19 protein-coding genes are annotated in these 24259 nt (G+C 52.7%); 13 read left to right on the top strand and 6 right to left on the bottom strand.

Translation table 11 applies throughout. From position 1 onward, the window contains the following. Nucleotides 1–36 precede the first annotated feature (36 nt). The 4 genes from BN2762_RS19490 to BN2762_RS19475 all read right to left on the bottom strand — a co-directional run bounded on the left by BN2762_RS19490 (nt 37) and on the right by BN2762_RS19475 (nt 3971). On the bottom strand, nt 37–975 hold the full coding sequence (locus BN2762_RS19490) for a ferrochelatase (protein WP_055108546.1): 939 nt from the start codon (nt 973–975) through the stop codon (nt 37–39). Nucleotides 976–1006: 31 nt separating this feature from the next. After that, nucleotides 1007–2065, bottom strand: coding sequence for an ABC transporter substrate-binding protein (locus tag BN2762_RS19485; RefSeq protein WP_055108545.1), 1059 nt, complete (start codon nt 2063–2065; stop codon nt 1007–1009). Nucleotides 2066–2142: 77 nt separating this feature from the next. Further along, complete coding sequence (locus BN2762_RS19480; protein WP_074048655.1) at nt 2143–2979, bottom strand: ABC transporter ATP-binding protein; 837 nt, start codon at nt 2977–2979, stop codon at nt 2143–2145. After that, a complete protein-coding gene (locus BN2762_RS19475) occupies nt 2976–3971 on the bottom strand; it encodes a FecCD family ABC transporter permease (protein ID WP_074048654.1) in 996 nt (331 codons plus the stop codon). Before BN2762_RS19475 ends, BN2762_RS19480 begins: the two co-directional genes overlap by 4 nt. A gap of 631 nt (nt 3972–4602) precedes the next feature. Between BN2762_RS19475 and BN2762_RS19470 the strand changes: the two genes are divergently transcribed. Then, nucleotides 4603–6081, top strand: coding sequence for an amidase family protein (locus BN2762_RS19470; protein ID WP_055108543.1), 1479 nt, complete (start codon nt 4603–4605; stop codon nt 6079–6081). 478 nt (nt 6082–6559) lie between these two features. After that, nucleotides 6560–6880, top strand: coding sequence for a hypothetical protein (locus BN2762_RS19465; protein WP_074048653.1), 321 nt, complete (start codon nt 6560–6562; stop codon nt 6878–6880). Nucleotides 6881–6953: 73 nt separating this feature from the next. On the opposite strand, the gene BN2762_RS19460 is transcribed toward BN2762_RS19465, so the two are convergent. Then, the gene (locus tag BN2762_RS19460) at nt 6954–7823 is read right to left on the bottom strand and encodes a helix-turn-helix domain-containing protein (RefSeq protein ID WP_055108541.1); all 870 of its coding nucleotides are present in this window, start codon (nt 7821–7823) and stop codon (nt 6954–6956) included. Nucleotides 7824–7986: 163 nt separating this feature from the next. Here BN2762_RS19460 and BN2762_RS19455 point away from each other — a divergent pair, with 163 nt between their 5' ends. The 7 genes from BN2762_RS19455 (at nt 7987) to BN2762_RS19425 (ending at nt 18743) form a co-directional block, all read left to right on the top strand. Next, complete coding sequence (locus BN2762_RS19455) at nt 7987–9765, top strand: ABC transporter ATP-binding protein (RefSeq protein ID WP_055108540.1); 1779 nt, start codon at nt 7987–7989, stop codon at nt 9763–9765. Nucleotides 9766–10009: 244 nt separating this feature from the next. After that, nucleotides 10010–10990 carry a LacI family DNA-binding transcriptional regulator gene (locus tag BN2762_RS19450; protein ID WP_055108539.1) on the top strand — a complete coding sequence of 327 codons (981 nt, stop codon included), beginning with the start codon at nt 10010–10012 and terminating at the stop codon, nt 10988–10990. 15 nt (nt 10991–11005) lie between these two features. After that, a complete protein-coding gene (gene rbsK, locus BN2762_RS19445) occupies nt 11006–11896 on the top strand; it encodes a ribokinase (protein ID WP_055108538.1) in 891 nt (296 codons plus the stop codon). After that, a complete protein-coding gene (rihC, locus tag BN2762_RS19440) occupies nt 11893–12813 on the top strand; it encodes a ribonucleoside hydrolase RihC (RefSeq protein ID WP_055108537.1) in 921 nt (306 codons plus the stop codon). The genes rbsK and rihC overlap by 4 nt, the downstream gene beginning before the upstream one ends. A gap of 227 nt (nt 12814–13040) precedes the next feature. Continuing rightward, nucleotides 13041–14468 (top strand): C4-dicarboxylate transporter DcuC, encoded by a 1428-nt coding sequence (gene dcuC, locus BN2762_RS19435; protein WP_055108536.1) that lies wholly within the window; start codon nt 13041–13043, stop codon nt 14466–14468. An 852-nt stretch (nt 14469–15320) separates the two neighbouring features. Then, on the top strand, nt 15321–16427 hold the full coding sequence (locus tag BN2762_RS19430; protein ID WP_055108535.1) for a DUF4349 domain-containing protein: 1107 nt from the start codon (nt 15321–15323) through the stop codon (nt 16425–16427). Nucleotides 16428–16544: 117 nt separating this feature from the next. After that, nucleotides 16545–18743 (top strand): alpha-galactosidase, encoded by a 2199-nt coding sequence (locus BN2762_RS19425; protein WP_055108534.1) that lies wholly within the window; start codon nt 16545–16547, stop codon nt 18741–18743. 136 nt (nt 18744–18879) lie between these two features. On the opposite strand, the gene BN2762_RS19420 is transcribed toward BN2762_RS19425, so the two are convergent. Continuing rightward, nucleotides 18880–20130, bottom strand: a complete 1251-nt coding sequence (locus BN2762_RS19420) for a methyl-accepting chemotaxis protein (protein ID WP_055108533.1) — start codon at nt 20128–20130, stop codon at nt 18880–18882. Nucleotides 20131–20371: 241 nt separating this feature from the next. On the opposite strand from BN2762_RS19420, the gene BN2762_RS19415 reads away from it, so the two are divergent. The 4 genes from BN2762_RS19415 to BN2762_RS19400 are packed head-to-tail and all read left to right on the top strand — an operon-like array spanning nt 20372 to nt 24196. Next, nucleotides 20372–21046 carry a helix-turn-helix transcriptional regulator gene (locus BN2762_RS19415; protein WP_055108532.1) on the top strand — a complete coding sequence of 225 codons (675 nt, stop codon included), beginning with the start codon at nt 20372–20374 and terminating at the stop codon, nt 21044–21046. A gap of 44 nt (nt 21047–21090) precedes the next feature. Then, nucleotides 21091–22266 (top strand): MalY/PatB family protein, encoded by a 1176-nt coding sequence (locus tag BN2762_RS27825; RefSeq protein ID WP_055108531.1) that lies wholly within the window; start codon nt 21091–21093, stop codon nt 22264–22266. Nucleotides 22267–22293: 27 nt separating this feature from the next. Continuing rightward, complete coding sequence (gene nhaC / locus BN2762_RS27820; protein ID WP_055108530.1) at nt 22294–23775, top strand: Na+/H+ antiporter NhaC; 1482 nt, start codon at nt 22294–22296, stop codon at nt 23773–23775. Between the two features lie 31 nt (nt 23776–23806). Then, complete coding sequence (locus tag BN2762_RS19400) at nt 23807–24196, top strand: RidA family protein (protein ID WP_055110224.1); 390 nt, start codon at nt 23807–23809, stop codon at nt 24194–24196. Nucleotides 24197–24259 lie beyond the last annotated feature (63 nt).

Genomic DNA, 24259 nt, shown 5'->3' with positions numbered 1-24259 from the left:
TGGCTTATGATAAATCCGCCGCAGCGCTGCTTGTACTTATGGCAGCGCCTCCCGCTGCATTTCTGCTAGTACGATTTCCTCCAGGGCCGTCATAAAATCATCCGCATCATTCAAAAACTCCGTCGTCGTAAATTCCAGGCCCAGTTCCCGGGCTTTGGCCAATCCGTCAAATCTGCAGTCCTGCAAAGTCTCAATGTTCTCGGTCATCGAGAGCAGGTCGCAAATTACGATGGCGGCCGCACCCTCCCGCGCAGCGCTCTCCATAACCTCGAGCACGTCGGGGCCAAGCCATTTTTGCGGGGCGGGGCCTCCGCTGCGGTACGCCAGCTTCCACTGGGAGCAGCCGGCTTTGCGGGCGACCGCTTGGGCCAGCTCGCCGAAGGCCGTGATATAGTCCTGGTGGGGCGCGGGGAGGCCTGGTTTGCTGTGCGCTGTAAAAATGACGACCGTCCGGCTGCGGTTATTCGCGGAGATCCAGGCCATGGCTTCGTTCAGCCGCGTGCTGAGCGCAGCAACCAGCCGGTCATGAAGATGCCAGGGCGGAATATGCGTGATGATTAAATCCGCTTTCTGCTGATCGTGGGCCAGGGCGGCAGTCCGATCGGCAGCCCGCTGATAGCTTCCGGTTCCCGTCTTCGAATAGAGCGGGGATAGCGGCAGCGTGTACAAATGCGTTACCCGGTCATTGAGAATTTGCTCTATGGCCTCGGGAATAAACGGGCTGGTATGCTTGTGGGCCGTATAGACGGGCACCTGTTCCCCGAGCCGCTGCTCCAGCCTTCTTTTTAGGGCATTTGCTTGACGGATGGTCGTGGAGCCGAGCGGGTCCGGCTTCGCCAGATTGCAATAACGGTTAACCGCTTCCTCCATCACCTCGGGAGCGGGAATCCGCCCATGGAATAAATGCTGATAGAACGGGCTTATATCATCAATCGACTGCAAGCGGCAATAGGACATCAATAGTAGGGCTCTCATTCAATTCACTCCTTGGGGCTATAACCCATATTCAGAACGCATCCGGATGGAACAGGCGCGCCAGCTCGAGAACGGTATCGGCATTGTAGCGGTTCGGATACAGCATCTGTCTGACCGTCATCGTATGTACCTGGCCTTTCTGAACTGCCGCAAGCGAGGACCATCCGGCAGCCTCGGTGAGCTCCCGCAGATCGGAATCGTCCCCCGGCTTCCACTGCAGCAGGATGATATGGTCGGGATCCGCTTTGAGAATAGCTTCCATTGAAGCTTTAGTGGAACGGCCCAGCGATAACGATTCCGCCAGCGGATTGCCGCCGGCCTGGCGAACGATGTCATCAGAAATATTGGAAGAACCGATCAGAAAAGGTCCTGTTCCCGGTCCGACCGGAGAGATGACGAGCACCGAAGGACGAGGGCGATCGGCCACCGCCTGTCGGGCCGTCTCCAGCTTCTGATTCACTTCGCGGATGATCCGCCCGGCGGCCTGCTCTTCCGCAAGCGCCTGGCCGAGGATAGCGTAATTCTGCTCCATTTTCGCAAACGTATTCCACACCTCGAGGCTAATTAAGGGGATGCCGGCCTGTCCCAGCATTTCCGCAGCCTCTTTCTCCTGCTCATGCCCTTTTGTCATGATCAGTAGATCCGAATTGTAGGACATAATCTTCTCCGGGTCAAGGGATGTCGCGCCGGCGATTTGCGCGATGTCTCCGGTTATTTTATCGGCGTTGAAGGCTAGGGAAGGATCCGCTGCGCTGCGAGTGACCACGGCAACGCGCGCGGGATCGGATAGCTCCAGTACCGCTTCGGCCGCATCAAGCGACAGGGCGGCTATGCGGCTAGGCCGATCGGGAATCACTACATCCGTTCCGCCGATATGCAGCGTCACCGGATAGCGTGCTTCCTCGCTCATGGAGGCTGGATATTCCGGAATATCCGCTGCCGCTGATTCCGGTGAATTTTGCACTGCAGCGGCGGAAGCCGGCTCGGGCCCTTTAAGTGCCGGGGCTTCGTTTGCGCACCCGGAAGCAATGAAGGCGGTGGCAATAAGCCATCCTCTCCATATTTTTTCGGTCGTTTTCATAAGCTTCATGGTTTCGTTCCTCCATTTCAAGTCATTCCGCCTTAAATTATTCCGTCTCAAGTTATGCCATATTTAAGTGACTGCCTTTAAGTCATTGAGACCGCCGTCGGCTTTAGATCAACCTGGTCTGCTGATGAGTCTGCGCTGCTCTTGCCGATGGCGGTTACCGTCAAGCTTCCCAGCCATGGATCTCGCCTCAGCCCGACATGAACCCCGTATGCCTCGAGCAGCTTAGGCGGGGTGAGCACTTCTTCCGGTGTGCCCCTGCCGAGAATTTGTCCTTGGCGCAGCAGGATGAGCTGATCGCAGTAACGGGCTGCCAGGTTGAGATCATGCAGAGCCGCAATGACGGTCAGCCCATCGTCGGCCAGCCGCCGGACGAGCTCCAGCACATGCAGCTGATGCCGGATATCCAGCGCGGAGATCGGCTCGTCGAGCAGCATCAGCTGCGGAGTCTGGGCCAGCGCTTTGGCGATGAAGGCCATCTGCCGCTGGCCGCCGGACAGGCGGGTGACAGCGCGGTCAGCCAGGTGGGCAATTCCCGCCAAGACCATGGCCTGCTCGGCAGCAAGCCTGTCCTCATGGGCAACTTCCTTGAAGCGCGACATGTGCGGATGCCTGCCCATCATTACGATATCCCGTACCGGGAAATCGAAATCCACCAGCGTATCCTGGGGCACGAAGCTGAGAAGGCGGGCAATCTCCCGGCGCTTATAGCTTCTAAGGGGTTTTCCGGCCACTCGGATCTGCCCTTTGCTGCAGGGGATCCATCCTGATGCCGTTCGCAGAAGGGTTGATTTTCCGCTGCCGTTCGGGCCGATTAAGCCGATAAATTGTCCTTTCGCGGCCGTAAAATTTAGATTTTTCAAGACCGGCTGCCCTTGCAGGATGACGCTGACACCGGAAAAATCGAGCATGTTCATTTTAAAGCACCTCCTCGGCGGGAAGACATGATCAGCGCCATAAATAACGGGGCTCCAATCAGCGCGCATATTACGCCGACCTGTACAGTGACAGGCTGCATCAGCATACGCGAAGCCAGATCGGCCCAAATGAGGAAGATCGCTCCTCCAAGCGCACTGGCCGGAAGCAGGAAGCGGTGATCCGGGCCGGTCACCAGCCGGACGGCATGCGGGACGACGAGGCCCACGAAGCCGATGATGCCGCTAACGGCCACGGCGGAGCCAGTCATCAGGGAGGTCAGGATCAGCAGGAAAGGACGGATCCTGTTCACATTGATGCCGGCGTTGGCGGCTTGTTCATCCCCGAGCAGCATGGCGTTAAGATCTCGTCCGAACGCGAAGAGAACGAGACAGCCTGCCAGGATGGGAAGAGCGATCAGCTGCACGTGATGCCATGTCCGCGCTTCGAGGCCTCCTTGAAGCCAAAACACGATGCTCCTCAGCTCCTGCTCGCTGCCTGAGCTTGCCAGGAGCAAATTGATGACCGCAGAGAGCAGGGCATTCATGCCGATCCCGAGCAGCAGCAGCGTTGCCATCGATTTATGGCGATGCCGCTGCCAGACGGACAGGATGATCATCACAGCCAGGGCAGCGCCGGCGAAAGCGGATAAAGGCAGAGTCCACGGGCCTAGCAGGCTCCATCCGAAATATAACGCGCATACGGCTCCCAATGCTGCGCCGCTGGATACGCCGACATAGCCCGGCTCGACGAGCGGATTGCGGAACAGTCCCTGCATCGCACCGCCGGATACGCCGAGTGCGGCCCCTGCCAAGCCTCCGACAAGCACTCGCGGCAGCCGCATTTCGGCAATGATCGTCTGCTCCCTCTCTGAGAAAGAGGAGAGGGTAGGAAGGCCGGTTTCGGCCAGCAATACAGCTATCGTCTTGCGAAACGGGATGCCGATCGGACCGATCGCGGACGCCGCAACCACCGTCAAGGCTAGTGCAACCATCAGCAGGAGCAGCGCTGCTGCCTGCCATGATATTTTAGTGCTGCGGATTGTGAAATGAGTTCGAATGCGATTCCCTCCTCAAGCAATTTAGTGTGTATTATAATATTGGAAAAATATTTTGTATAGACCAAATTTATTTGCCTAAGGCAAAAATTAATTGCAATAACTCATCAAAATCCTCAAATGCCGTAGATTTACACTTTGAAAAGAGTGTGTTATTTTTTCGGATTGCTCCATTCGCTAATAGATCAGGCTCATAATATTAGGATTTAATCTTGACACTTCGGACGTGGTGAAATTATTTTAATTATACACATATTTTTTTACCTAGGGAAACATATTTGCAAAAGTTCATCTTTGCTTCATGAATCAAATCTAAACCGTACCTTGGTTTGAGAATCGTCACGTATTTGCAAAGAAGGAGGAGATCCTATCAGGAAGCGGGAATTGAATAAGAAGCAGGCTAGACTTGCAGCACTGGCCGTGCTCGTGTTCGTGCTGGCTCATTGTGGCTTGCGGCCCGTTCAGGACAAAAACGGGATTATGCCCTAAGTTGCTCGGGCTGGTTAAACATTGGAAGCAGCAATTCATATGAAAATCGCGGCAAGTGAAGAGGATAGGGGAGCGAAAGATGGGAAGCAAGCTTGATGAATGGATCGTTGAAGCAAGCATCGGCATGATGCAGCAGGCGATGGAGGAAGGGAGGCTCAGCTCCGAGGAGTTGGTATCTCAATATTTGGAGCGGATCGAGCGCTATGACCATAGCTTGAAGTCGGTCATTGAGGTCAATCCTGAGGCGCTGGACATCGCCCGGGCCCTGGATAGCGAGCGCAAAGGACGGGGCAGCCGGGGAGGGCTTCACGGGATTCCCGTATTGCTGAAAGACAATATGGGAACGAATGACAAGACTCGTACGAGTGCGGGAGCTTTAGCGCTAGCGTGCTCCATTCCGAAGGAGGATTCCTTCGTAGCTTCGCAATTGCGCGATGCCGGGGCTGTTCTTCTTGGCAAAGCCAACATGACGGAGTGGGCTAACTTTATGTCGAGTACGATGCCCGCAGGGTATAGCTCAAGAGGCGGACAAACGCTGAATCCATATGGCCCGGGAGAAATATTTGTCGGCGGCTCAAGCTCGGGGTCGGCGGCAGCGGTTGCCGCCAACCTGGCTGCTGCTGCGATTGGGACGGAAACTTCCGGCTCGATCATCAGTCCCGCCAGCCAGAATTGCATTGTCGGCATCAAGCCGACGGTGGGTCTGATTAGCCGTTATGGCATTATCCCGCTTACCGAAACTCAGGATACGCCAGGGCCCATGGCGCGCACGGTTGCCGATGCTGCGCTTCTATTGGGGGCGCTTACGGCTCGGGATCGCAGGGATGCCTCTACCTGCAAGAAGCATCGCTTGGCGTTCTCAGATTATACGCCTTTTCTGGATCGCAATTTTCTGGCAAGAGCCCGGATCGGCATTCCAAGGCATTATTATCAGCATCTTGATGACGAGAGCCTGGCGCTGCTGGAGCATGCCATTCAAGTGCTCCGTTCCGAAGGAGCAACGGTGATCGATCCGGTAGAACTGCCATGCCAGGGCGAGGAATGGGATGCCTATGTACTGCAATTTGAGTTCAAGAAATATTTGAATGATTACCTGAGAACACTGCCGGAATCTGTACCGGTTCGTACGCTGGAGGACGTAATCCGCTTTAACGAACAGCACCCCGAGACGGCTTTGAAATACGGGCAGGACGTCCTGCTTTGGTCGAACCAGACGAGCGGTACCTTGACGGAGCAGGTATATTTGAACAGCAAGCGGAGAAATTTTGAATTGGCGGGAAGGCAGGGAATTGATGCGGCTCTCGAGCGATATCGGCTGGATGCGCTGCTGATCCTTGGCGATGATGACATGAACGACCTCGCTGCCCGGGCGGGCTACCCTTCGATTACCGTGCCTGGCGGTTTTGTTGCGGAAGGAACGATAACAGAGGAAGGGCATTCGACGAAAGGTCCTCACGGAATAACTTTTGTGGGTACGGCTTTTAGCGAGCCTACGCTCATCCGCTTGGCTTATGGCTTTGAACAGGCCACACAGCATCGCGTGCCTCCGAATCTGTAGAAAATAATTAGCGGCGTTTGACCAATTTATTACAAGCTGGAAGCCTTGCTAGGCTCGAACCTTCGCATCTGGGCTATTAGACCTATGAATGGGCGGGACGACTACGGTTCGTGCTTCGTTTTCACCGTTTTAACGGCTTTGAGACGACGGGGAAGCAGGCATAAGACTTAAATTAGTTAAAATTGCAGGAGAAATAGGAAGATAGCGGGATTTTTTCTCGCAGTTTTCCTGTTTTTTTTATTTAAAAGCATGAATAATAGTATGAATTAAGTCCCTTGTATAAAGTAAGTAACTACTTGTAAAATTGTGACATAAGGACATTGGCATACTGCGTTTAGTCCCGAAGAAGGTAGTTATAAGGTGTTTCAGGCTAATTTCGGGGAAATTGCTGAACGCAATGATGTCTGCAGCAGCCCGATTTTTTGAATATTTTGTTAAGCAGATGGTTAATTACATACATAGGCTGAGGTGATAATTGATGCATAGAAGGACTACAGGAATGCTCCTTATTACGATATCTGCATTTCTGTATGGCATACGTTATTTGGCTGCGGCGATTTATGGCGCTAACACTCAAGCCTGGAATGCGGATCATTTCAACGAGATGCTGAACTTTATCGGAAACGGCCCTATCATTCTTAGTACGATCGCGTTGATTCTGGGAATTACATATTTACTTGTTGCCGAATTGGAAGGCACGAGCATGCGGAAGCAGATCGAGCAAATCAAGAGCAACTGGAATGAGTTCGACTTTTATGAAACAGGAGGAAGCAGCGGGAAAAGCAAAGGCAGCAAATAAGCTGCTACGTTCGGCAGGATTGGAAGAACCGGCTTGGGCCTATCGAAGGCTCAAGCCGTTTTTGTATAATAGCTTATAGGTTATTCCTGCGAAAATTTCCCGGCGTGCATCCGACCCAGGCGGTAAATTGCCGGCTGAAGCTCTGCACATTTTCGTATCCGATCCGGTGGGCAATGCGTTCGATGGATTCATTGCTCGTCATGAGCATATGTACGGCCTCCTGCTGCTTGAGCACCATGAAATAATCGCGGGGCGGCATGCCATACGCCTGGCGGAATACCCGGTGGCAATGCCTTCGGCTGATGCCCAGCCTGCGGGAAATGCCCTCCAGCCAGTCGCCGGGTGCTGCAGGCTCGCCCATATCCGCAGGCTTGCCGCCGTTCAGCACGAGATTCTGTATTTCCAGGGCGATTCGGGAAGGGAGCTCGGAGGTTTGCACCGGGCTCGTGTGCCGATTGTCAGCAGACAGATGGTTCTGTATTTGCTCGAGGATGGCATATAATTTGCTGAACAGCGACAGTTTGGCTTCCGGCTGCTCGTAAAATATGTCCATGAAATGAAGAAGCACCGGAACGACCGCTTCATTCAAGGGATGTCCTTGCGGATAGAACCCTTTATTTGCTGTGGCGATCAGCTGCAGAAACTCCGGATTTTCAATTTGCACATGCACCGTGAAGAAGGAGACCTTGCCCGTTTGGCGCGCCTGGTAGTCATGCACCTGCATCGGCGATACGAGAATGAGATCTCCCGCCCGCTGCTCATACTCCGTCGTGCCGAGGACGGCCGTATGGGCTCCCTCCAGGACGAGCATCAGTTCGAACATCATATGATGGATATGCCGCCCGCAGATCCAGCCGGAATCAACCGTTTTTGTATGCGGCGCGAACAGCACAGCCTCCGAACGGAGGTGGGGAAACAGCTTGTCAGGATAGGTCGTTGTCATAGCCTATTATGCTCCTTGATGTCCGGTTTGGTTAAAACTTGCGTTTTAAATCAGACCGAAGATGTTATAGAGATTACATAAGGAGAGTTCTATACTTAACTCTGGCCTGATATATAGGCCTGCATCTACATACCTATCATAAGCTAAAAAGCAGGTGAACAACATGGCGAAATCAGAAATATCGCTCGACTATTCCAAAGTGTTCCAAAACGAGCAGGAGGCCAAAGTCAAGCCAATTCGGCTGCTAGCACGCTTGTATCACGATCACATCAGCAAGGTGGCCCTGTCCGCGTTCTGCTATGCCATAAAATCATCTCCCCAATGGGTGCTCTCGATCGTTACGGCGAACATCATCAATATCGTTAGCTATCCCGACCGCCACTCCATTCGGGAATTTTGGATCAATCTGGCCGTCATTATCGTTGTTATATTGCAGAATATTCCGATGCATACGCTCCATGTCAGCTATATCAGCAAGGCCGTCCGGCATGTGGAGGCAGGCCTTCGCAGCACCCTGGTCCGTAAAATGCAGCAGCTGTCCCTGAGCTATCATGGCGATATGAGCGCCGGGCGGCTGCAGTCCAAGGTGCTGCGGGACGTGGAGGCCATCGATTTCTTGTCGCGGCAAATGATGACAAGCCTGATTCCGGCCGGGATCAATCTGCTTATTGTCATTGGCCTGACGCTGTACCACAGCTGGGTAGTGGCGCTGTTCTTCGTCTTTATGGCACCGACCGCGATCGCTTTCGTCCGTTTTTTCCGCTCTAAAATGTCGAAGCAGAACCGCGAGGTGCGGAAGAAGATCGAGGAAATGTCCGGCAAGGTCTCCGAGACCGTCGAGATGATTCCGGTTACCCGGGCTCACGGCCTGGAGGAGGTAGAAATCCGCAAGGTGGATGCTGCATTGCAGAAAATTCGGGAGCGCGGCTATCGCCTCGATATTCTGGAGGCTTATTTCGGTTCGACCAACTGGGTTGTTTTTCAGTTGTTCCAGGTCGGCTGTTTGTTTTTTACCGCGTATCTGTCTTATCTGGGATATATGGAGATCGGGGACATCGTTATGTACCAGAGCTTTTTTGCCATGATCATCAACTCGGTCAGCTCGATCCTGAACGTATACCCGAACCTGGTGAAGGGCTTCGAATCCCTGCATTCCATTACGGAAGTGATCATGTCCCGGGAGACGGAGGAATACAAGGGGCGGCACAAGCCCGAGCAAATCGAGGGAGAATACCGCTTTGAAGGCGTCGGGTTCCGGTATAAAGGCTCGGAGCGCCATGTGCTGCAGGATTTCTCTTTAACCGTCAAACCGGGCGAGACCGTCGCGTTCGTCGGGGAATCCGGCTCGGGCAAATCGACGATTCTAAATCTCATTATCGGCTTCTACAAGCCCCAGGCGGGGCAGATTTGGGTGGACGGCATTCCGATGAATGAGCTGAGCATGAGGCGCTACCGCCAGTCGCTGGCCATCGTGCTGCAGAACAACATTCTATTCTCCGGAACGATTCGGGAGAATATTACGTACGGGCTGCCTCATATTTCCGAGGAGAAGCTGCAGCAGGCCATCTGGATGGCGAATTTGCAGGATGTCATCGACAGCTTGCCGGATGGACTGGATACCTCTGTCGGGGAGCATGGAGGCAGGCTGTCCGGAGGACAGCGGCAGCGCATCGCCATCGCCCGGGCGCTGGTCCGCGATCCGAAAATCATCATTCTCGATGAAGCGACCTCGGCGCTGGATAATGTATCGGAGCGCCACGTTCAGCAGGCGATGGAGCAGCTGATGCAGGGGAGAACGACATTTATCGTCGCCCACCGCCTATCCACCGTAAAGAACGCAGACCGTATTGTCGTCATGAAGAAGGGGAGAATCGTGGAAAGCGGGACGTACGACGAGCTCTTGCAGCGAAAAGGCGAGTTCTATAAGCTGAAAAATATGTGAGTGGGGCAAGCTATGCTCTGCACGCAAGACTACCGGCAAGGATTGGGCTGCCAGGTGGTCTTTTTCGCTGTTTGGCATATGGATCAGGGTTGCTATATGAGTTGAACTCTAGATTCTAGGAAGGGGCAGCTATGAGTTTCGAGGCGGCGAGGAAGTTCTAATTAATATAAAAAACTAGTTGACTTCCTAGGCCATGCGGAGTATATTGGGTGTGTAACCGGTTACCTATGAGTGGAGTGAAATTATGATCTCAATCAAAGATGTTGCCAAGCATGCAGGCGTATCTGTAGCAACTGTGTCCAGAGTCCTGAACAATAGCGGGTATGTTGGCCAGGATACGAGGGTGAAGGTAGAGAAGGCGATTAAAGAGCTTAATTACAAGCCGAACGAGGTAGCAAGGAGCCTGTTCAAGAAGCAGTCCAGCACAATCGGCTTAATCGTGCCTGATATTACGAACCCCTTCTTTCCTGAACTCGCGAGAGCTGTGGAAGATACGGCAATTCAGTTAGGGTACAATGTAATTCTTTGCAATTCGGATGGAGATGGGAAGAAGGAGCAGAACTACCTGGACGTGCTGCAGCAGCAGTATGTAAACGGTATTATTGTTTCTTCGAATACGCTGACAGCGACGCAAATCGAGCAGCTGAACATTCCAGTGGTCAGCATCGACCGCGTTATCAGCAAAGGCCTGCCGACGATTGTCGTAGAGAACAAGAAAGGGGCCATGATGGCAACGCGCTTCTTGCAGAGCAAGGGCTGCCGCAGGATTGGCCATATCAAGGGAAACAGCAGTGTAATCAATGCGGAGGAGCGCTGCGAAGGCTATATGGAAATCGTCGGACAGGAGCCTTGGTTTGACGAGACCTACATCGCGGATGGTCAATTTGATATGCAGTCATCCATTCAGGCGACGCTGGAACTGCTGCAAAGGCATCCGGATATTGACGGTATCTTTGCGGCGAATGACATCATGGCGATCGGGGCGATTAAGGCGGCGTATCAGCTGGGCAGAAAAGTACCTGAAGACATAGCGATCATCGGCTTTGACGGTATCAGCCTGTCCAAGGCGACGACGCCGGAGCTGACGACCATCGAGCAGCCCATTTATGAATTGGGAGAGAAAGCAACCAAGATGCTGGTGAGCTTCATGGAGCAGCAGCAGAGCATGGATCAGGCGAACTATACTATTTTGGACGTAACGCTTGTAGAGAGAGAATCAACCTAAGAAGGAGAGATAGGAATGGAGCGGAAACCAAAAATTACTGTTGTTGGCAGCATCAACATGGACCTAGTCACCATAACAACCCAAGTGCCTCAAATCGGTGAAACGCTCCTTGGCAAGCAGTTTCAGATGAATCCCGGCGGAAAAGGGGCCAATCAAGCGGTAGCAGCGGCACGGCTTGGCGCGGATGTTCGCTTGATTGGCTGCGTCGGCAATGACCGCTTCGGTCAGGATATCCTTGAGCACCTCAGAAATGAAGGTGTTGACGTGTCCGATGTGGAACCGGTTACAGATCATACCGCCACGGCTACGATTACCGTTTACAACCAGGATAACAGCATCATTGTCGTACCGGCGGCTAATCATCATGTAACCGCTGCATTTGTAGAATCCAAGCGGGAAGCTATCGCGGATAGTGATATTCTCCTAGTGCAATTGGAAATACTATTGGAAGGTGTGCAACGTGCAGTAGAAATTGCCAAAGAGCACGGAGTTACCGTCATTCTTAACCCGGCTCCGATTCAGGAGCTGCCCGCAGAATTGATACGTCAGGTCGACTATCTTACGCCTAACGAGCATGAGCAAATCGTGCTGGAGCGGCAGCTTCAAGGCGAGGACATCAGCGGCAAGCTGATCGTTACAAAGGGGAGCCAGGGCGTATCGATCCTGGAGGCGGGCGAAGAGGTGAATGTTCCTGCCTATAATATCAACGTCGTCGATACGACAGGAGCAGGGGATTCTTTTAATGGCGGACTAGCCGTTGCTTTAAGCCAAGGAATGGCGCTGAAGGCTGCATGCGAATACGGCAATGCCGTTGCGGCCTTGTCGACCACGAAGCTTGGGGCTCAGACCGGAATGCCGACTGAAGAAGAAGTAGCACAGTTTATTCAAGGAGGACGAAACCAATGAACAAAAGACCGATTATTATTGACACCGATCCCGGAATTGACGATGCAGTTGCATTAGCGATTGCTTTGTACAGCGAGAAGCTGGACGTACGCTTGATTACTACCGTTGCTGGGAACGTGGGCTTGGATAAGGTTACGCAGAACGCTCTGAAATTGCTGAAGTTTTTCAAGAAGGACATTCCGGTGGCCATGGGCGCTGACAGACCGCTGATCAAAGAACCGATTGATGCGAGCAACGTGCACGGCTCTACTGGTATGGACGGCTATGATTTTGAAGAACCCACGAAGGAGCTCCTGTTGAAGGAGAATGCGGTCAATGCCATGTACCGGGTCATTATGGAAAGCGAGCAGCCGATGACCTTGGTTCTGATCGGGCCTCTGACAAATGCCGCGCTTCTGCTGAAAATGTATCCGGAAGTAAAAGAGAAAATTGCCGAGATCGTGCTTATGGGCGGATCAACGGGCCGGGGCAATGCCGGAGTCATGGCTGAATTCAATATTTACGCTGATCCGGAAGCGGCCAAAATTGTGTTCCGTAGCAATCTGCCTATCGTCATGGTCGGGCTTGACGTTGGTTGGAAAGCGCTTGTATACCCGGAAGACAGCGAGCAGCTGAAAGACATGAACGAGACGGGAAGAATGATCTACCAGCTGTTCCAGAAGTATAGAGGCGGAAGCATGAAGACTGGATTGAAGATGTATGACAGCTCCGCGCTCGCTTATCTCCTTCAGCCTGAAATGTTCACGGTGGTGGATACGTTCGTGGACGTAGAGACGAATGGCTCCTTGACCTCGGGCTGCACCGTCGTTGACTTGAAAGGATACCTGGGACAAGCCAACAACGCCAAAGTATGCGTCGATATCGATCCGCAAATGTTCAAAACATGGTTCATGGAAGGCTTGAGCAAGTGCAACTAAGCTGAACCTTGGGTCCGCTGCGCCTCCATATTTAAGAATCAGTTCCTGACCGCATCTGGCCTGTATCGATCTGACCGGACTGCAACTGACCGCAACTGACCGCAACTGACCGCAACTGACCGCATCTGATCTGCTTTGAGTATAACTGCTTTGATCTGCATTTGAATTGCATCTGAACTGTATTGTTATCAGCACTCACAATCTGCATCTTAGGGAGGAACATCGCTATGGGGTCTAATTTAGTCATGTACGGCTCAGCGATTATAGCTGTACTTATCGTTATTTACATGTTAATCAAGAAGATGGATATCAAAATCACGCTTTTCCTGATGGGGATCATCCTGATCCTGGTCGCTACAGCTATGGGCAACGAGATTGCCGTCAAGGATTTTGCATCGACAGGCTCCATATGGCTGGATCCGCTCCAGGTCATCGTTACCCAATTCAAGCAGACCTTTACGGCTGCGGGCTTCATCATCCTCCTGCTTGGAGGCTACACCGCCTATATGTCCTCCATTGGAGCGAATGAAGTAACGGTCAATGCTTTAACGAAGCCTATTTCCAAAATCAAATCGGCCTATATCCTGGTGCCAATCGTATTTTTGCTGGGCAATCTGTTGTCTCTCGTTATTCCGAGTGCTTCTAACCTGGCGATTATTTTGCTGGCAACCCTGTTTCCGATCTTAAGAAAAGCCGGCATGTCAGCGCTTTCCGCAGCAGCGGTCATCGCTACATCCGCCACCATCGTGCCTACGCCGCTGGGCAGCGACAACGTCGCCATTGCTCAGGAGCTAGCCAAGCATGCGATGTTCGCCAACCTGTCGGTAACAGACTATGTATTCAGATATCATGCCGTCGTATCCATTCCGACCTTGATCTTTATCGCCCTGGTTCATTACTTCTGGCAAAAGCGCATGGACAAGAAGGCAAGCCATCAGCAGGTTGAAGGCGAAGTGAGCCATGATTCCAAGGATGATATCGTCATCCAAGGCGGCAAGCTGTTCAAAACGGTATATGCGATCCTGCCGATCTTCCCGATTATCCTGCTGCTGGGAACTTACGCGATTCAGATTACGACGGGCAATGCCATCGAGCTCAGTGTAGAGGTGGCTACCCTGGTATCGTTCGTGCTGGCCATCATTTGCGAAGTTATTCGCCATAAAGGCGACAGAAGCATGCTCGATAAAACGGAATCCTTCTTTAAAGGAATGGGCGGAGCGGTTCCGATCGTCGCCCTGCTGGTTGCGGCTTCCGTCTTTGTTACAGGACTTAAATCCATCGGCTTGGTGGATGCGCTTCAGCAATCGATGCAAAATATTCAAGGCAACGGACTGGACTTCGTTCTGCCGCTAGTTCTGGTAGCCATTACGGCGCTGATCGTTATCCTTAGCGGCAGCGGCACGGCTCTGATCTTTGCCATGGTGCCGCTGATGGTCCCGCTAGCCGATGCTGCGGGCATCAGCCCGATTGCAATCTCGGTACCGATGGGACTCTCGGGCAACCTGTTCCGCGCGGTATCTCCGGTTGCGGCGGTCGTGCTGATCGTTGCCGGTACGGTGAAGACCGACCCGATTGCGATTGTGAAAAGAACGTCGGTTCCAATGATCGCAGGCGTGATCTTTATGTTCGTCTTGTCGATGGTTATCTTTCTCTAAATAAATAAAAATTCAGCATCATTCAAGGTAGGAAGGGGCTGTCCCAAAAGCCATCATAAATGGATGAGGGGCGGCCTTTTTTTGAGAAAGTTATCCGTTCTGCGGAATCCATTTCTGTAAATCCATTTCTGTGGAATCCATTTCTGTGGAATCCATTTTGTGTGAACCTATTTTGTGTGAACCTATTTTGTGGAATCCAAATCTCCCTTCCTGCAGCCGATTTTATGTAGCTCACCTTATATTACTTAACTGTTGGACATAGGCTGTCCGAGCACTAAATGGAATTCATGTATTAAATTATGCTCAAAACGAATGTTTCAGGGGATTGAATGGATTTAATGTACCTAAAACCAAGAATCCCGCCAAGGATAACGATCCTTCTTCTTACTAACGACATAAAATCCATTTAAATCTACTTTTCTTTCTTTGCTGCAGAAACTAACTACTATAAATCCATTTAGAACGAGAAGTCCGCGCTTGATACCCAGCTAGAACGAGAAGTCCGCGCTTGATACCCAGCTAGAACGAGAACTCCGCGCTTGATACCCAGCTAGAACAAGAACTCCGCACTTGATGCCCAGCTAGAACAAGAACTCCGCGGCTGGTGCCCGGCTAAAACAAGAAGTCCGCGCTTAATGCCCGGCCAGAACCAGAAGTCCGCGTTTAGTCCCAGGCTAGTACAAGAAATCCGCAATTCATGCTCAGCGTAAAAGGCAGATAGGGAGCGTGTTTGGTCACCACCGGTCTGTTAAAGACAAAAGTACGTCCGATGTACGAGAAAACTTTTTTTATTCTACAGCCCTGCAACCTTCCAGACAATGGAAGCGTCGATGGTGCAAAGGGGGTTATAGAATGATTAAAAAGTGGAAAATGATACTATGCGCCGGTGTGGTGGCAGCGAGCCTGCTGCTGGCTGGGTGCGGAAGCCCGGGAGACGCCGGCCGGGCAGCCGATAGCCAGGCGGACAGCGGGGCTGCAGGGAGTACGGAATCCCTGAGCATCAGCGCGGATGCCAAGAACACCGCGAGCGAACAGAGCGCACCGGCTGCAGCCAGCGGGGGAACGTCTGCACTGGAGAGCACGTCCATTCCGCAAGCCGCCGACGTTCTGGCAGCATCAGGAAGCCCGGGCATGCAGGCTGCCGATGCTCAGGCCGGGCTGAATAAGAAGCTGATTTACCGGGCGAATGTTGTAATGGAAGTGAAGGACTACGGCAAGGCCCAATCCGAAGTGCGGAATTTGGCGGCCCTGTCGGGCGGCTACATCGTGGAATTTACCGAGAACCAGTCTCAGCATGAGCAGGGCGGAACGATCATCCTGAAGATCCCGTCCTCCGGATTCTCTTCCTTCCTGGACCGTCTGGAGAAGCTTGAGCATGAATCGCTGCAGCGAAGCATGCAGGGACAGGATGTCTCCGAGGAGTATGTCGATTTGGAATCGAGGCTTAAGGTAAAGCAGGCGATGGAGTCCAGGTATTTGCAGTTCCTGAAGGATGCCACAAAGACCAGTCAGATGGTCGAGTTCGCGAATGAGCTGGAGCGGATTCAGACAGAAATCGAACAAATCCGCGGGCGGATGCGCTATATAGACCAGAACGTAGCCTATTCCACGGTCGAGATTCGTTTATATCAGCCGGAATCGAAGCAGCCCGGCCAAGTCAAAGGAACCCAGCCGCTGGGGCATCGGGCGTTGAACGCCCTGGATGGCAGCCTGAAAGCGATATCGGAGGTGCTCGGCTGGCTCATCGTTATTTTGTCTGGAGCCCTGCCGGTATTTCTGCTCATCGGCCTCATTGCCGCACCGGTCTGGATCGTTCACCGTAAGCGGCTAAAGAGAGCAAGGGAGTATCGCCTTCAGCGCAAAAATACAGTCAATCCGCCAGCCGAAGCCATGCAGGATAATCAGACAGATGCTTTGAACGATCAGGCCGATTTGCGCAATGTAGATAACAGAGACTGAGTGCTAGCTTGAAATTAGGACACAAAAATCCATATAAAATATCACTTTACTGACGTTACGTAACCGGGAGAACATAGTAGAATACATGGTATCAGCTATTGATTAGGAGGATATAGAATGCCTATTTACTATGACGAAGCCTCAGGTGTTTTTCACTTGCAATCGCACCAAACCAGTTACGTAATTCAACTCGTGCGGGGCTTGCCTGCACATGTATATTTTGGCCCGCAGCTTCGTCAAGGAAGCAATTTGAAGGATCTGCTTTACAGGGTGGAGCGCTCCTCGTTCAGCCCGAACCCTTTTCCGGACGACAAGACGATTTCGCTGGATACACTGCCGCAGGAGTACCCGCAGTATGGTACGAGCGATTTCCGGAATCCGGCCTACCAGGTCAAGCTGCACAACGGAACCCGCATTACCGAGCTGGCCTATCAATCGCACCGTATTACAGCTGGAAAGCCGGCGCTGGAGGGCCTTCCGGCGACTTATACCGAGCGGGAGAGCGAGGCGGAGACGCTGGAGCTGATGCTGCATGATGCCCAGGCGGGATTGACCGTCACGCTGTATTACACGGTGTTCGAGCAATTCAGCGCGATTGCAAGATCGGCCAAGCTGTCGAACGCGTCGGGAGAGCCGGTGCAGCTGGAGCGGGCCTTCAGCGCCTCGATTGACCTGCCGGATTCCCGCTATGATGCGCTGTATTTGTCCGGCGCGTGGGCGAGGGAGCGCCATATCCAGCGGAGGGTGCTGGCGCCGGGAGTAACGGGCATCAGCAGCCGCAGGGGAGCAAGCTCCCACCAGTTCAATCCTTTCCTGGCGCTGCTCCGTCCCGAAGCGAATGAGCGCCAGGGCGAGGTGTACGGCTTCAGCTTGATTTACAGCGGAAATTTTGCCGCGGAGGCTGAAGTGGATCAATTCGGAACGACGCGCGTGTCGCTGGGCATCAATCCCTTTGACTTCTCCTGGAAGCTTGAGCCGGGCGAGACTTTCCAGACGCCGGAGGCGGTGCTGGTCTATTCCGCCACAGGGCTCGGAGGGATGTCCCGTACATTCCATAAGCTGTACCGTACCAGATTGTGCCGCGGCGTACACCGGGATCTCGAGCGTCCGATTCTCGTCAATAACTGGGAGGCGACGTATTTCGATTTCAATGCCGACAAGATCGAGGCGATTGCGAAGAAGGGCGGGGAGCTCGGCATCGAGCTGTTCGTGCTGGATGATGGCTGGTTCGGCAAGCGGGATTCCGACAACTGCTCGCTGGGCGACTGGATTGAGGATCGCCGCAAGCTGCCTGACGGCTTGAAGGATTTGGCGGAGCGGGTGAAGCGGACGGGTCTCCAGTTCGGCCTATGGTTCGAGCCGGAGATGATTTCTCCAGACAGCGATTTGTACCGTTCTCATCCGGACTGGTGCCTCCATGTTCCGAACCGCCGCAGAACCGAAGCGCGCGATCAGCTGATCCTCGATATGTCGCGGGCGGACGTACGGGAGTACCTGTATGAGCGGTTGAGCGATATTTTTACGAATGTGCCGATTTCATATATTAAATGGGATATGAACCGCAACATGACGGAGATCGGATCCGCGCTTAGCTCCGCCGATCGGCAGAGCGAGACGGCCCACCGGTATATTCTGGGTCTGTACGAATTGCTGGAGCGCTTGACCAGCGGGTTCCCGCATATTCTGTTCGAGAGCTGCTCCGGCGGGGGAGGGCGGTTCGATCCGGGAATGCTCTATTACATGCCGCAAACCTGGACGAGCGACGATACCGATGGCGTGGAGCGCCTGAAAATCCAATACGGCACGAGCATGGTCTACCCGGTCTCCACGATGGGCGCTCATGTGTCGGCGGTGCCGAACCATCAGGTCGGCCGCAGTACCTCCCTGGAATTCCGCGGAGATGTTGCGATGTCCGGCAACTTCGGCTATGAGCTTGATTTGACGACGTTTACGCCGGAAGAGGTGGAAATCGCCAAGGCGCAGATCGCAAGCTACAAGGAAATTCGCGGATTGGTCCAACAGGGTGAAATGTATCGTTTGCTGAGTCCTTTCGAGGGCAATGAGACTGCTTGGATGTTCGTCAGCGAGGACCAGAGGGAAGCGCTGCTGTTCTACTTCCATGTACTTGCCGAGCCGAATGCGCCGCTCAAGCGAGTGAGGCTGGAAGGCCTTGACCCGATGCTGGATTATCGGCTGGGAGATACGGATACGATATACGGCGGCGACCGCTTGATGGGAGCCGGACTGCCGATTACTTCGATTCGCGGCGATTTTGAGAGCAGAGTTGTGCATTTAAGAGCTGTTGCGCAATCCTAATATATGAAGAAGAAGCCATGGCCTTAGGCCATGGCTTCTTTGCTTGCCGCGGTGTTTCACTGCATGACGCTGGCCGTATCGTCCACATGCTCAGCATGATATAGAATAAGTTCGCAATCCGCAAGGGAGACAGCAGCTAGAACTTGAAAATATGTATCGTTTTTTGCAGCTGGAAAACGGCATTCTTCATCGCTTCAGTCTCCTCCGCCATCTTCTGAATGGACTCGATTTGCTCATTCATCGATGCGGATACCTGCTCCGTTCCTGCAGCGGACTGCTGGGTAATGGCCGAAATATTCTGAATGGACTGGGAAATCTGCTGGGCGCTTTCCAGCATGCTCTCGCTTTCCTTAGAGAAGGCCTCGATTTGCTCGGAGATATAATGCACGCTCTGAACGATTTCCGCAAAAATTTGCTCGGCTTCCCGGATCATCAGATTTTGCTGCTGGACGACCTCTTCGTTGATTTTGATATTGTGTCCGGCTCGCTTCACATCGTCCTCAATGCTCCGTACGAGGCTGAATACCTCTTTCGTAGAAGCGGTCGATTCCTCCGCCAGCTTGCGAACCTCGTGGGCGACGACGGCGAACCCGGCGCCGTGCTCACCGGCTCTAGCCGCTTCGATCGAAGCGTTAAGCGACAGCAGGTTGGTCTGCTCAGCGATTTCAGAGATTGTGGCTGTGATGCGGGTAATTCCTTGAGCGTTGATGGAGAGGGCGTTGATGGACTCCGCTACGTTTTGCGTAGCCTCAATGTTGCGGCGCATGCCTTCCGCCTGCCTGGATACGGAATCCCGGCCCTTCTCGACGAGCTGCAGCGTATCGCGGGAACGGTTATTCATTTCCTTGGTGGATTCCGTATAGTTGCTGACCTTCTCCTCGATCTGGCGGATCGATTCCGTCATCCCGCTGACGTCCTCGGAAATTTCATTCGCGCCGACTGCCAGCTCGTTCGAGGACTTGGCTACCTGGCCCATCACCTGGATAAGCTCCTCGTTCCGGTCCGAGATGGCCCGGCTGGATTCCATCACTTTACGTGTAATCTCGGAGGTCTCCTGCAGAATGTTGCGAAGTTTGTCTATCATGCTGTTAAAGGAGCGGCTTAAATTGTCCATGCTTCCTGATTCATGGATCCGGCTGGTGAAATCGCCTTTGGCGATCTTGGCCGAGGCGTTGGAGATGTCATCGAACGATTCCGTAAGCGCTTTCTGAACATAGCGAGTAAGAGGGATGGTAAGCGCTCCTAGAACGACAATCAAGACGATCCCCGTCAATAAGCTGCCCTGAAGAATGAATAAAATAAGCGTCGGTATTCCGAACAGGGCGGCTATGGAGTAGCAGGCAGCTGAAATTTTTCCGCCAAGGGGAAGTCTCTTGAACCATGACATAAGAATGATACCCTCCTTAAATAAATAGGATGTTTATCCCATTATATCATTGGAAAGGCCAAGCGGATATATCGAATTTTGATATATTAACCAAAATGATGGCGGAAATTGGCAGGTCCTCAAGCTGAAAAAACACTTGAAAACGCTTAAAGCTTGCTATATGATCAAATTAGATAATAAATTATTATTAAGATAAGAATATTATTATTAGATTTATCAAAAAAACGAAAGTAGGGATACCATGAAAGCAAATCGGCGGCTGCTCGAATCCTATTTTCCAATGGCATCGTTTATCGCGGCCATCGTCGGGCCGAAGTGCGAAGTGGTCGTTCACGACATCAGCGATCCGGAGCGTTCGATTATTTTCATTGAAAACGGACACATCAGCGGCCGGAAGATTGGCGACGGTTCCACCGACCTTGTGCTCAAAATATTGAAGGGACAGGCGTACCGGGATCGGCAGTATATCGTCAATTACGAGGCCACTGGCCCTCGGGGACAGAAGTTCAGATCCTCGACTTATTTTATTAAAGATGAGGAGGGCAAGCTGGTCGGGCTGATGTGCCTGAACATTGATATTACGTATATGGAGGTTGCGGCCGAATGGATTAATCATGTGCTCCAGGGAGGCTCGCTTACGCCGCCTGTACCGATGGACAAGCCCGCCGGGGATAAGCCGCAGGAATCGGAATTCTTGCAGGGTAACGTAGACGACTTGCTGCAGCATATTATCGCGAATGCCCTTAGCAAGGTGAATCTGCCGATCGACCGCCTGTCCTCGAATGAGAAGATCGAGATCGTGAAAGAATTGAACGAGCAGGGAGTATTTTTGCTTAAGGGAGGAGTCTCCCAGGTCGCCAGCGCATTATCGATTTCCGAGCCTACGGTATATCGTTACCTGCAAAAGCTGAGATAGACGATATGCAAGCACAGTAAACATGGACATCAGGAGGGAGCAGGATGAAATACAACTTTGATGAAGTCATTTCACGCATAGGCACAAACAGTGCGAAATGGGATGGTCTGGTCGAGTCTATGGGCAAGGACATGATTTCCCTGTCCGTGGCCGACATGGATCTGAAAGCGCCGCCCGTATTGGTGGAGAAGCTTGAAGCGGCCGCCGGGCATGGAATTTACGGGTATACGGATGCGTTTTCACCCTATTATGAAGCGGTTCAAGCTTGGCTGAAGCGTGCCTACCATTGGCAGGTGCCCCGGGAATGGATCGTATTTTGCCCGCGGATCATCCAAGCCGTATCCTTGGTGATTCAGAAATTCACGGCAGAGGGCGACGCAATTCTTATTCACACCCCTGTATACCAGCCGGTTGCCAAGGCCGTTACCCTGAACAATCGTGTTCTAGTGGAAAGCCCGCTGCGGCTCGTTGCCGGGCGTTATGAAATCGATTTTGAGGATATGGAGCAGCGCATGCAGCAGGGGATTAAAATCGTGCTGTTAATTTCGCCCCATAATCCGGTTGGACGCGTATGGACGAGAGAGGAGCTGGAGCGGATCGCTGCGCTCTGCATTAAATATGATGCGCTCATCGTCTCCGACGACATTCACGCTGATTTTATTCACGAAGGGCATGAGCATATGGTCGTTGCCAGACTATCGGAGGAAATTGCCCAGCGCAGCATCATCTGTACTTCACCGGGAAAAACATTTAACCTGGCCAGTCTGGAGATTTCCAACATCATCATCCCCAATGACGCGATCCGGGAAAGATTCAAGCATGCCCTGCAGCAATCCGGCATTCACAATCCGACGTTCTTTGCGGTGCCTGCCTTGGAAGTGTCTTATACGGCCAGCGATGATTGGCTCGAGGCGCTGCGAGATTATTTGAGCGGGAATATCGCTTTTGCCAAGGCATTTATCAAGGAGCAGATGCCGGAATTAAGGGTGATCGAACCGGAAGGCACTTATCTGCTATGGATCGATTGCCGGGCGGTGGACAAGTCGGAGAGCGGTCTGAAGCGGTGGATCGAGGAGATGGCGCGGGTGAGCGTAAGCTTCGGCAGCTCATTCGGAGCTGGCGGCGAGGGTTTCATTCGCATCAATATAGCTGCTCCGCGCAGCGTGCTTAAGGAAGCGTTGGAGAGAATAGCCGCAGTGTATCCCTTGAAGAAGACCTAGACATAGTAGATTAGGAGGATTTACATCATGAGCAAGCAGAACATCAACCCTAATGTAAAGCAACCGACACTGTTTTTGGCCTTATTTCCAATTTTGACGATGATTCTATTCCTCAGCTTGGGATACGTTATGTTTGAGCTTCCCCCGGAGCCGCTGATCATTGCTTCTACGGTGGTGGCTGGCGTAATCGCTATTAAGCTTGGTTACAGCTATAATGATATTCTGGAAGCAATCGCACAGAAAATAGCCAAGACGATGCCTGCGATCCTGATTTTGATTACGGTAGGCTTTATGATCGGCGCATGGATGGTCGGCGGAACGATTCCGATGATGATTTATTATGGCTTGAAAATTATTAATCCGCAGTTTTTGCTGATTACAGCGTTTCTCGTTACGTCAGTAGTTTCGATTTGTACAGGCACCTCCTGGGGCTCTGCAGGGACGATCGGGGTAGCCTTTATGGGCGTCGGAGCCGGGATGGACGTCAACCTCGCGGCTGTGGCGGGCGCCGTAGTTGCGGGCGCGTATTTCGGCGATAAACTGTCACCGCTTTCGGACACGACGAATATTGCCGCACTATCCACTGGCGTTAATTTGTACGAGCATATCGGCCATCTGCTGTACACGACACTGCCATCCTTTTTTGTCGCCAGCATCGTGTACATTATTACCGGGCTGAACACGAGCGCCGAGGGTGCGATAGTACCCGAGAAGGTCGCTACGATCATGTCGTCCTTGGATACGATTTTTGACTGGAATTTGCTGCTGGTAGTTCCTGTACTTATTGTATTGTATGGATCTATAACGAAGAAGCCGACGATTCCGGTGATGCTGTTTTCCTCCTTTTTTGCGATGGCGAATGCCATGATCTTTCAAGGCTTCACTTTGCATGACGTAGTGTCGTCGGTGATCAACGGCTTTGACGTAGCGATGGTCCAGGCGGCCGGATTCGATCCTAATACGGTCATTGCCGATATCCCGCGTCTATTGAACCGCGGGGGAATGAACTCGATGATGGGAACACTGCTTATCTGCTTTAGCGCGATCACATTTGCCGGAACGATCAGCTTGACGAAATCTCTGGAGCTGATTGTCAATAAGCTGCTCAAGTTTGTTCATAACACAGGCTCGCTTATTCTGACTACGATTGTGACCGGCTTGACGATGATCGGCGTAACGAGCAATGGCCAGGTATCGATTCTGATGCCGGGTGAAATGCTGCGGGAAGCCTACATCCGCCGGGGACTGCATCCGAAGAACCTGGGGCGGACGATCGAGGACTCGGCGACGATCATTGAACCGATTCTGCCGTGGACGGCCGCTGGCGCCTACATGGCAGGAACGCTGGGCGTCGCAACGTTGAGTTATCTGCCTTGGGCGGTGCTCTGCTGGACGGGGATATTCTTCGCCACGATTCTCGGCTTTACGGGCTTCGGCATTGCCAAGCTGACGCCTGAGCAGCAGCAGGAAATGCTGCGGGAGTATGACCAGGAGCAGCAAGAGAAATAAATTATAGATAGAGGAGAGAGAACCAATGAAAATGGAACAACAACAGGAGAAACAAGCAGTAGCTACTACAGAAGCGCCGGGAGCCATCGGACCGTATTCACAAGCGATTCGCTTCGGCAGCCTGCTGTTCACTTCGGGACAGCTGGGCATGGATGCCTCCGGTGTATTTCCACCGACGGTAGAAGAGCAGACGAAGCGCTCCTTGCTCAATGTGAAGGCGATTTTGGAAGCAGCGGGGTACGGGATGGAGGATGTCGTGAAGACGACTGTTTTCCTGAAGGATATGAATGATTTCGCGGCTGTCAACGCGGTTTATGCCGAGTTCTTCGCCGAGCCGTATCCGGCACGGAGCGCCGTAGAGGTCGCAAGGCTTCCTAAGGATGGCCTGGTTGAAATCGAAGTGGTTGCAGCCAAAGCCTGATTGGGCTATACAAGCAGATAGAATCAAGTCTATAAATCTGCAAACAATAATCTCAAAAAAGCC

This window comes from Paenibacillus ihumii (assembly GCF_001403875.1).
GTDB classification, from domain to species: domain Bacteria; phylum Bacillota; class Bacilli; order Paenibacillales; family Paenibacillaceae; genus Fontibacillus; species Fontibacillus ihumii.
This window is presented reverse-complemented; position numbering and strand designations above follow the sequence as displayed.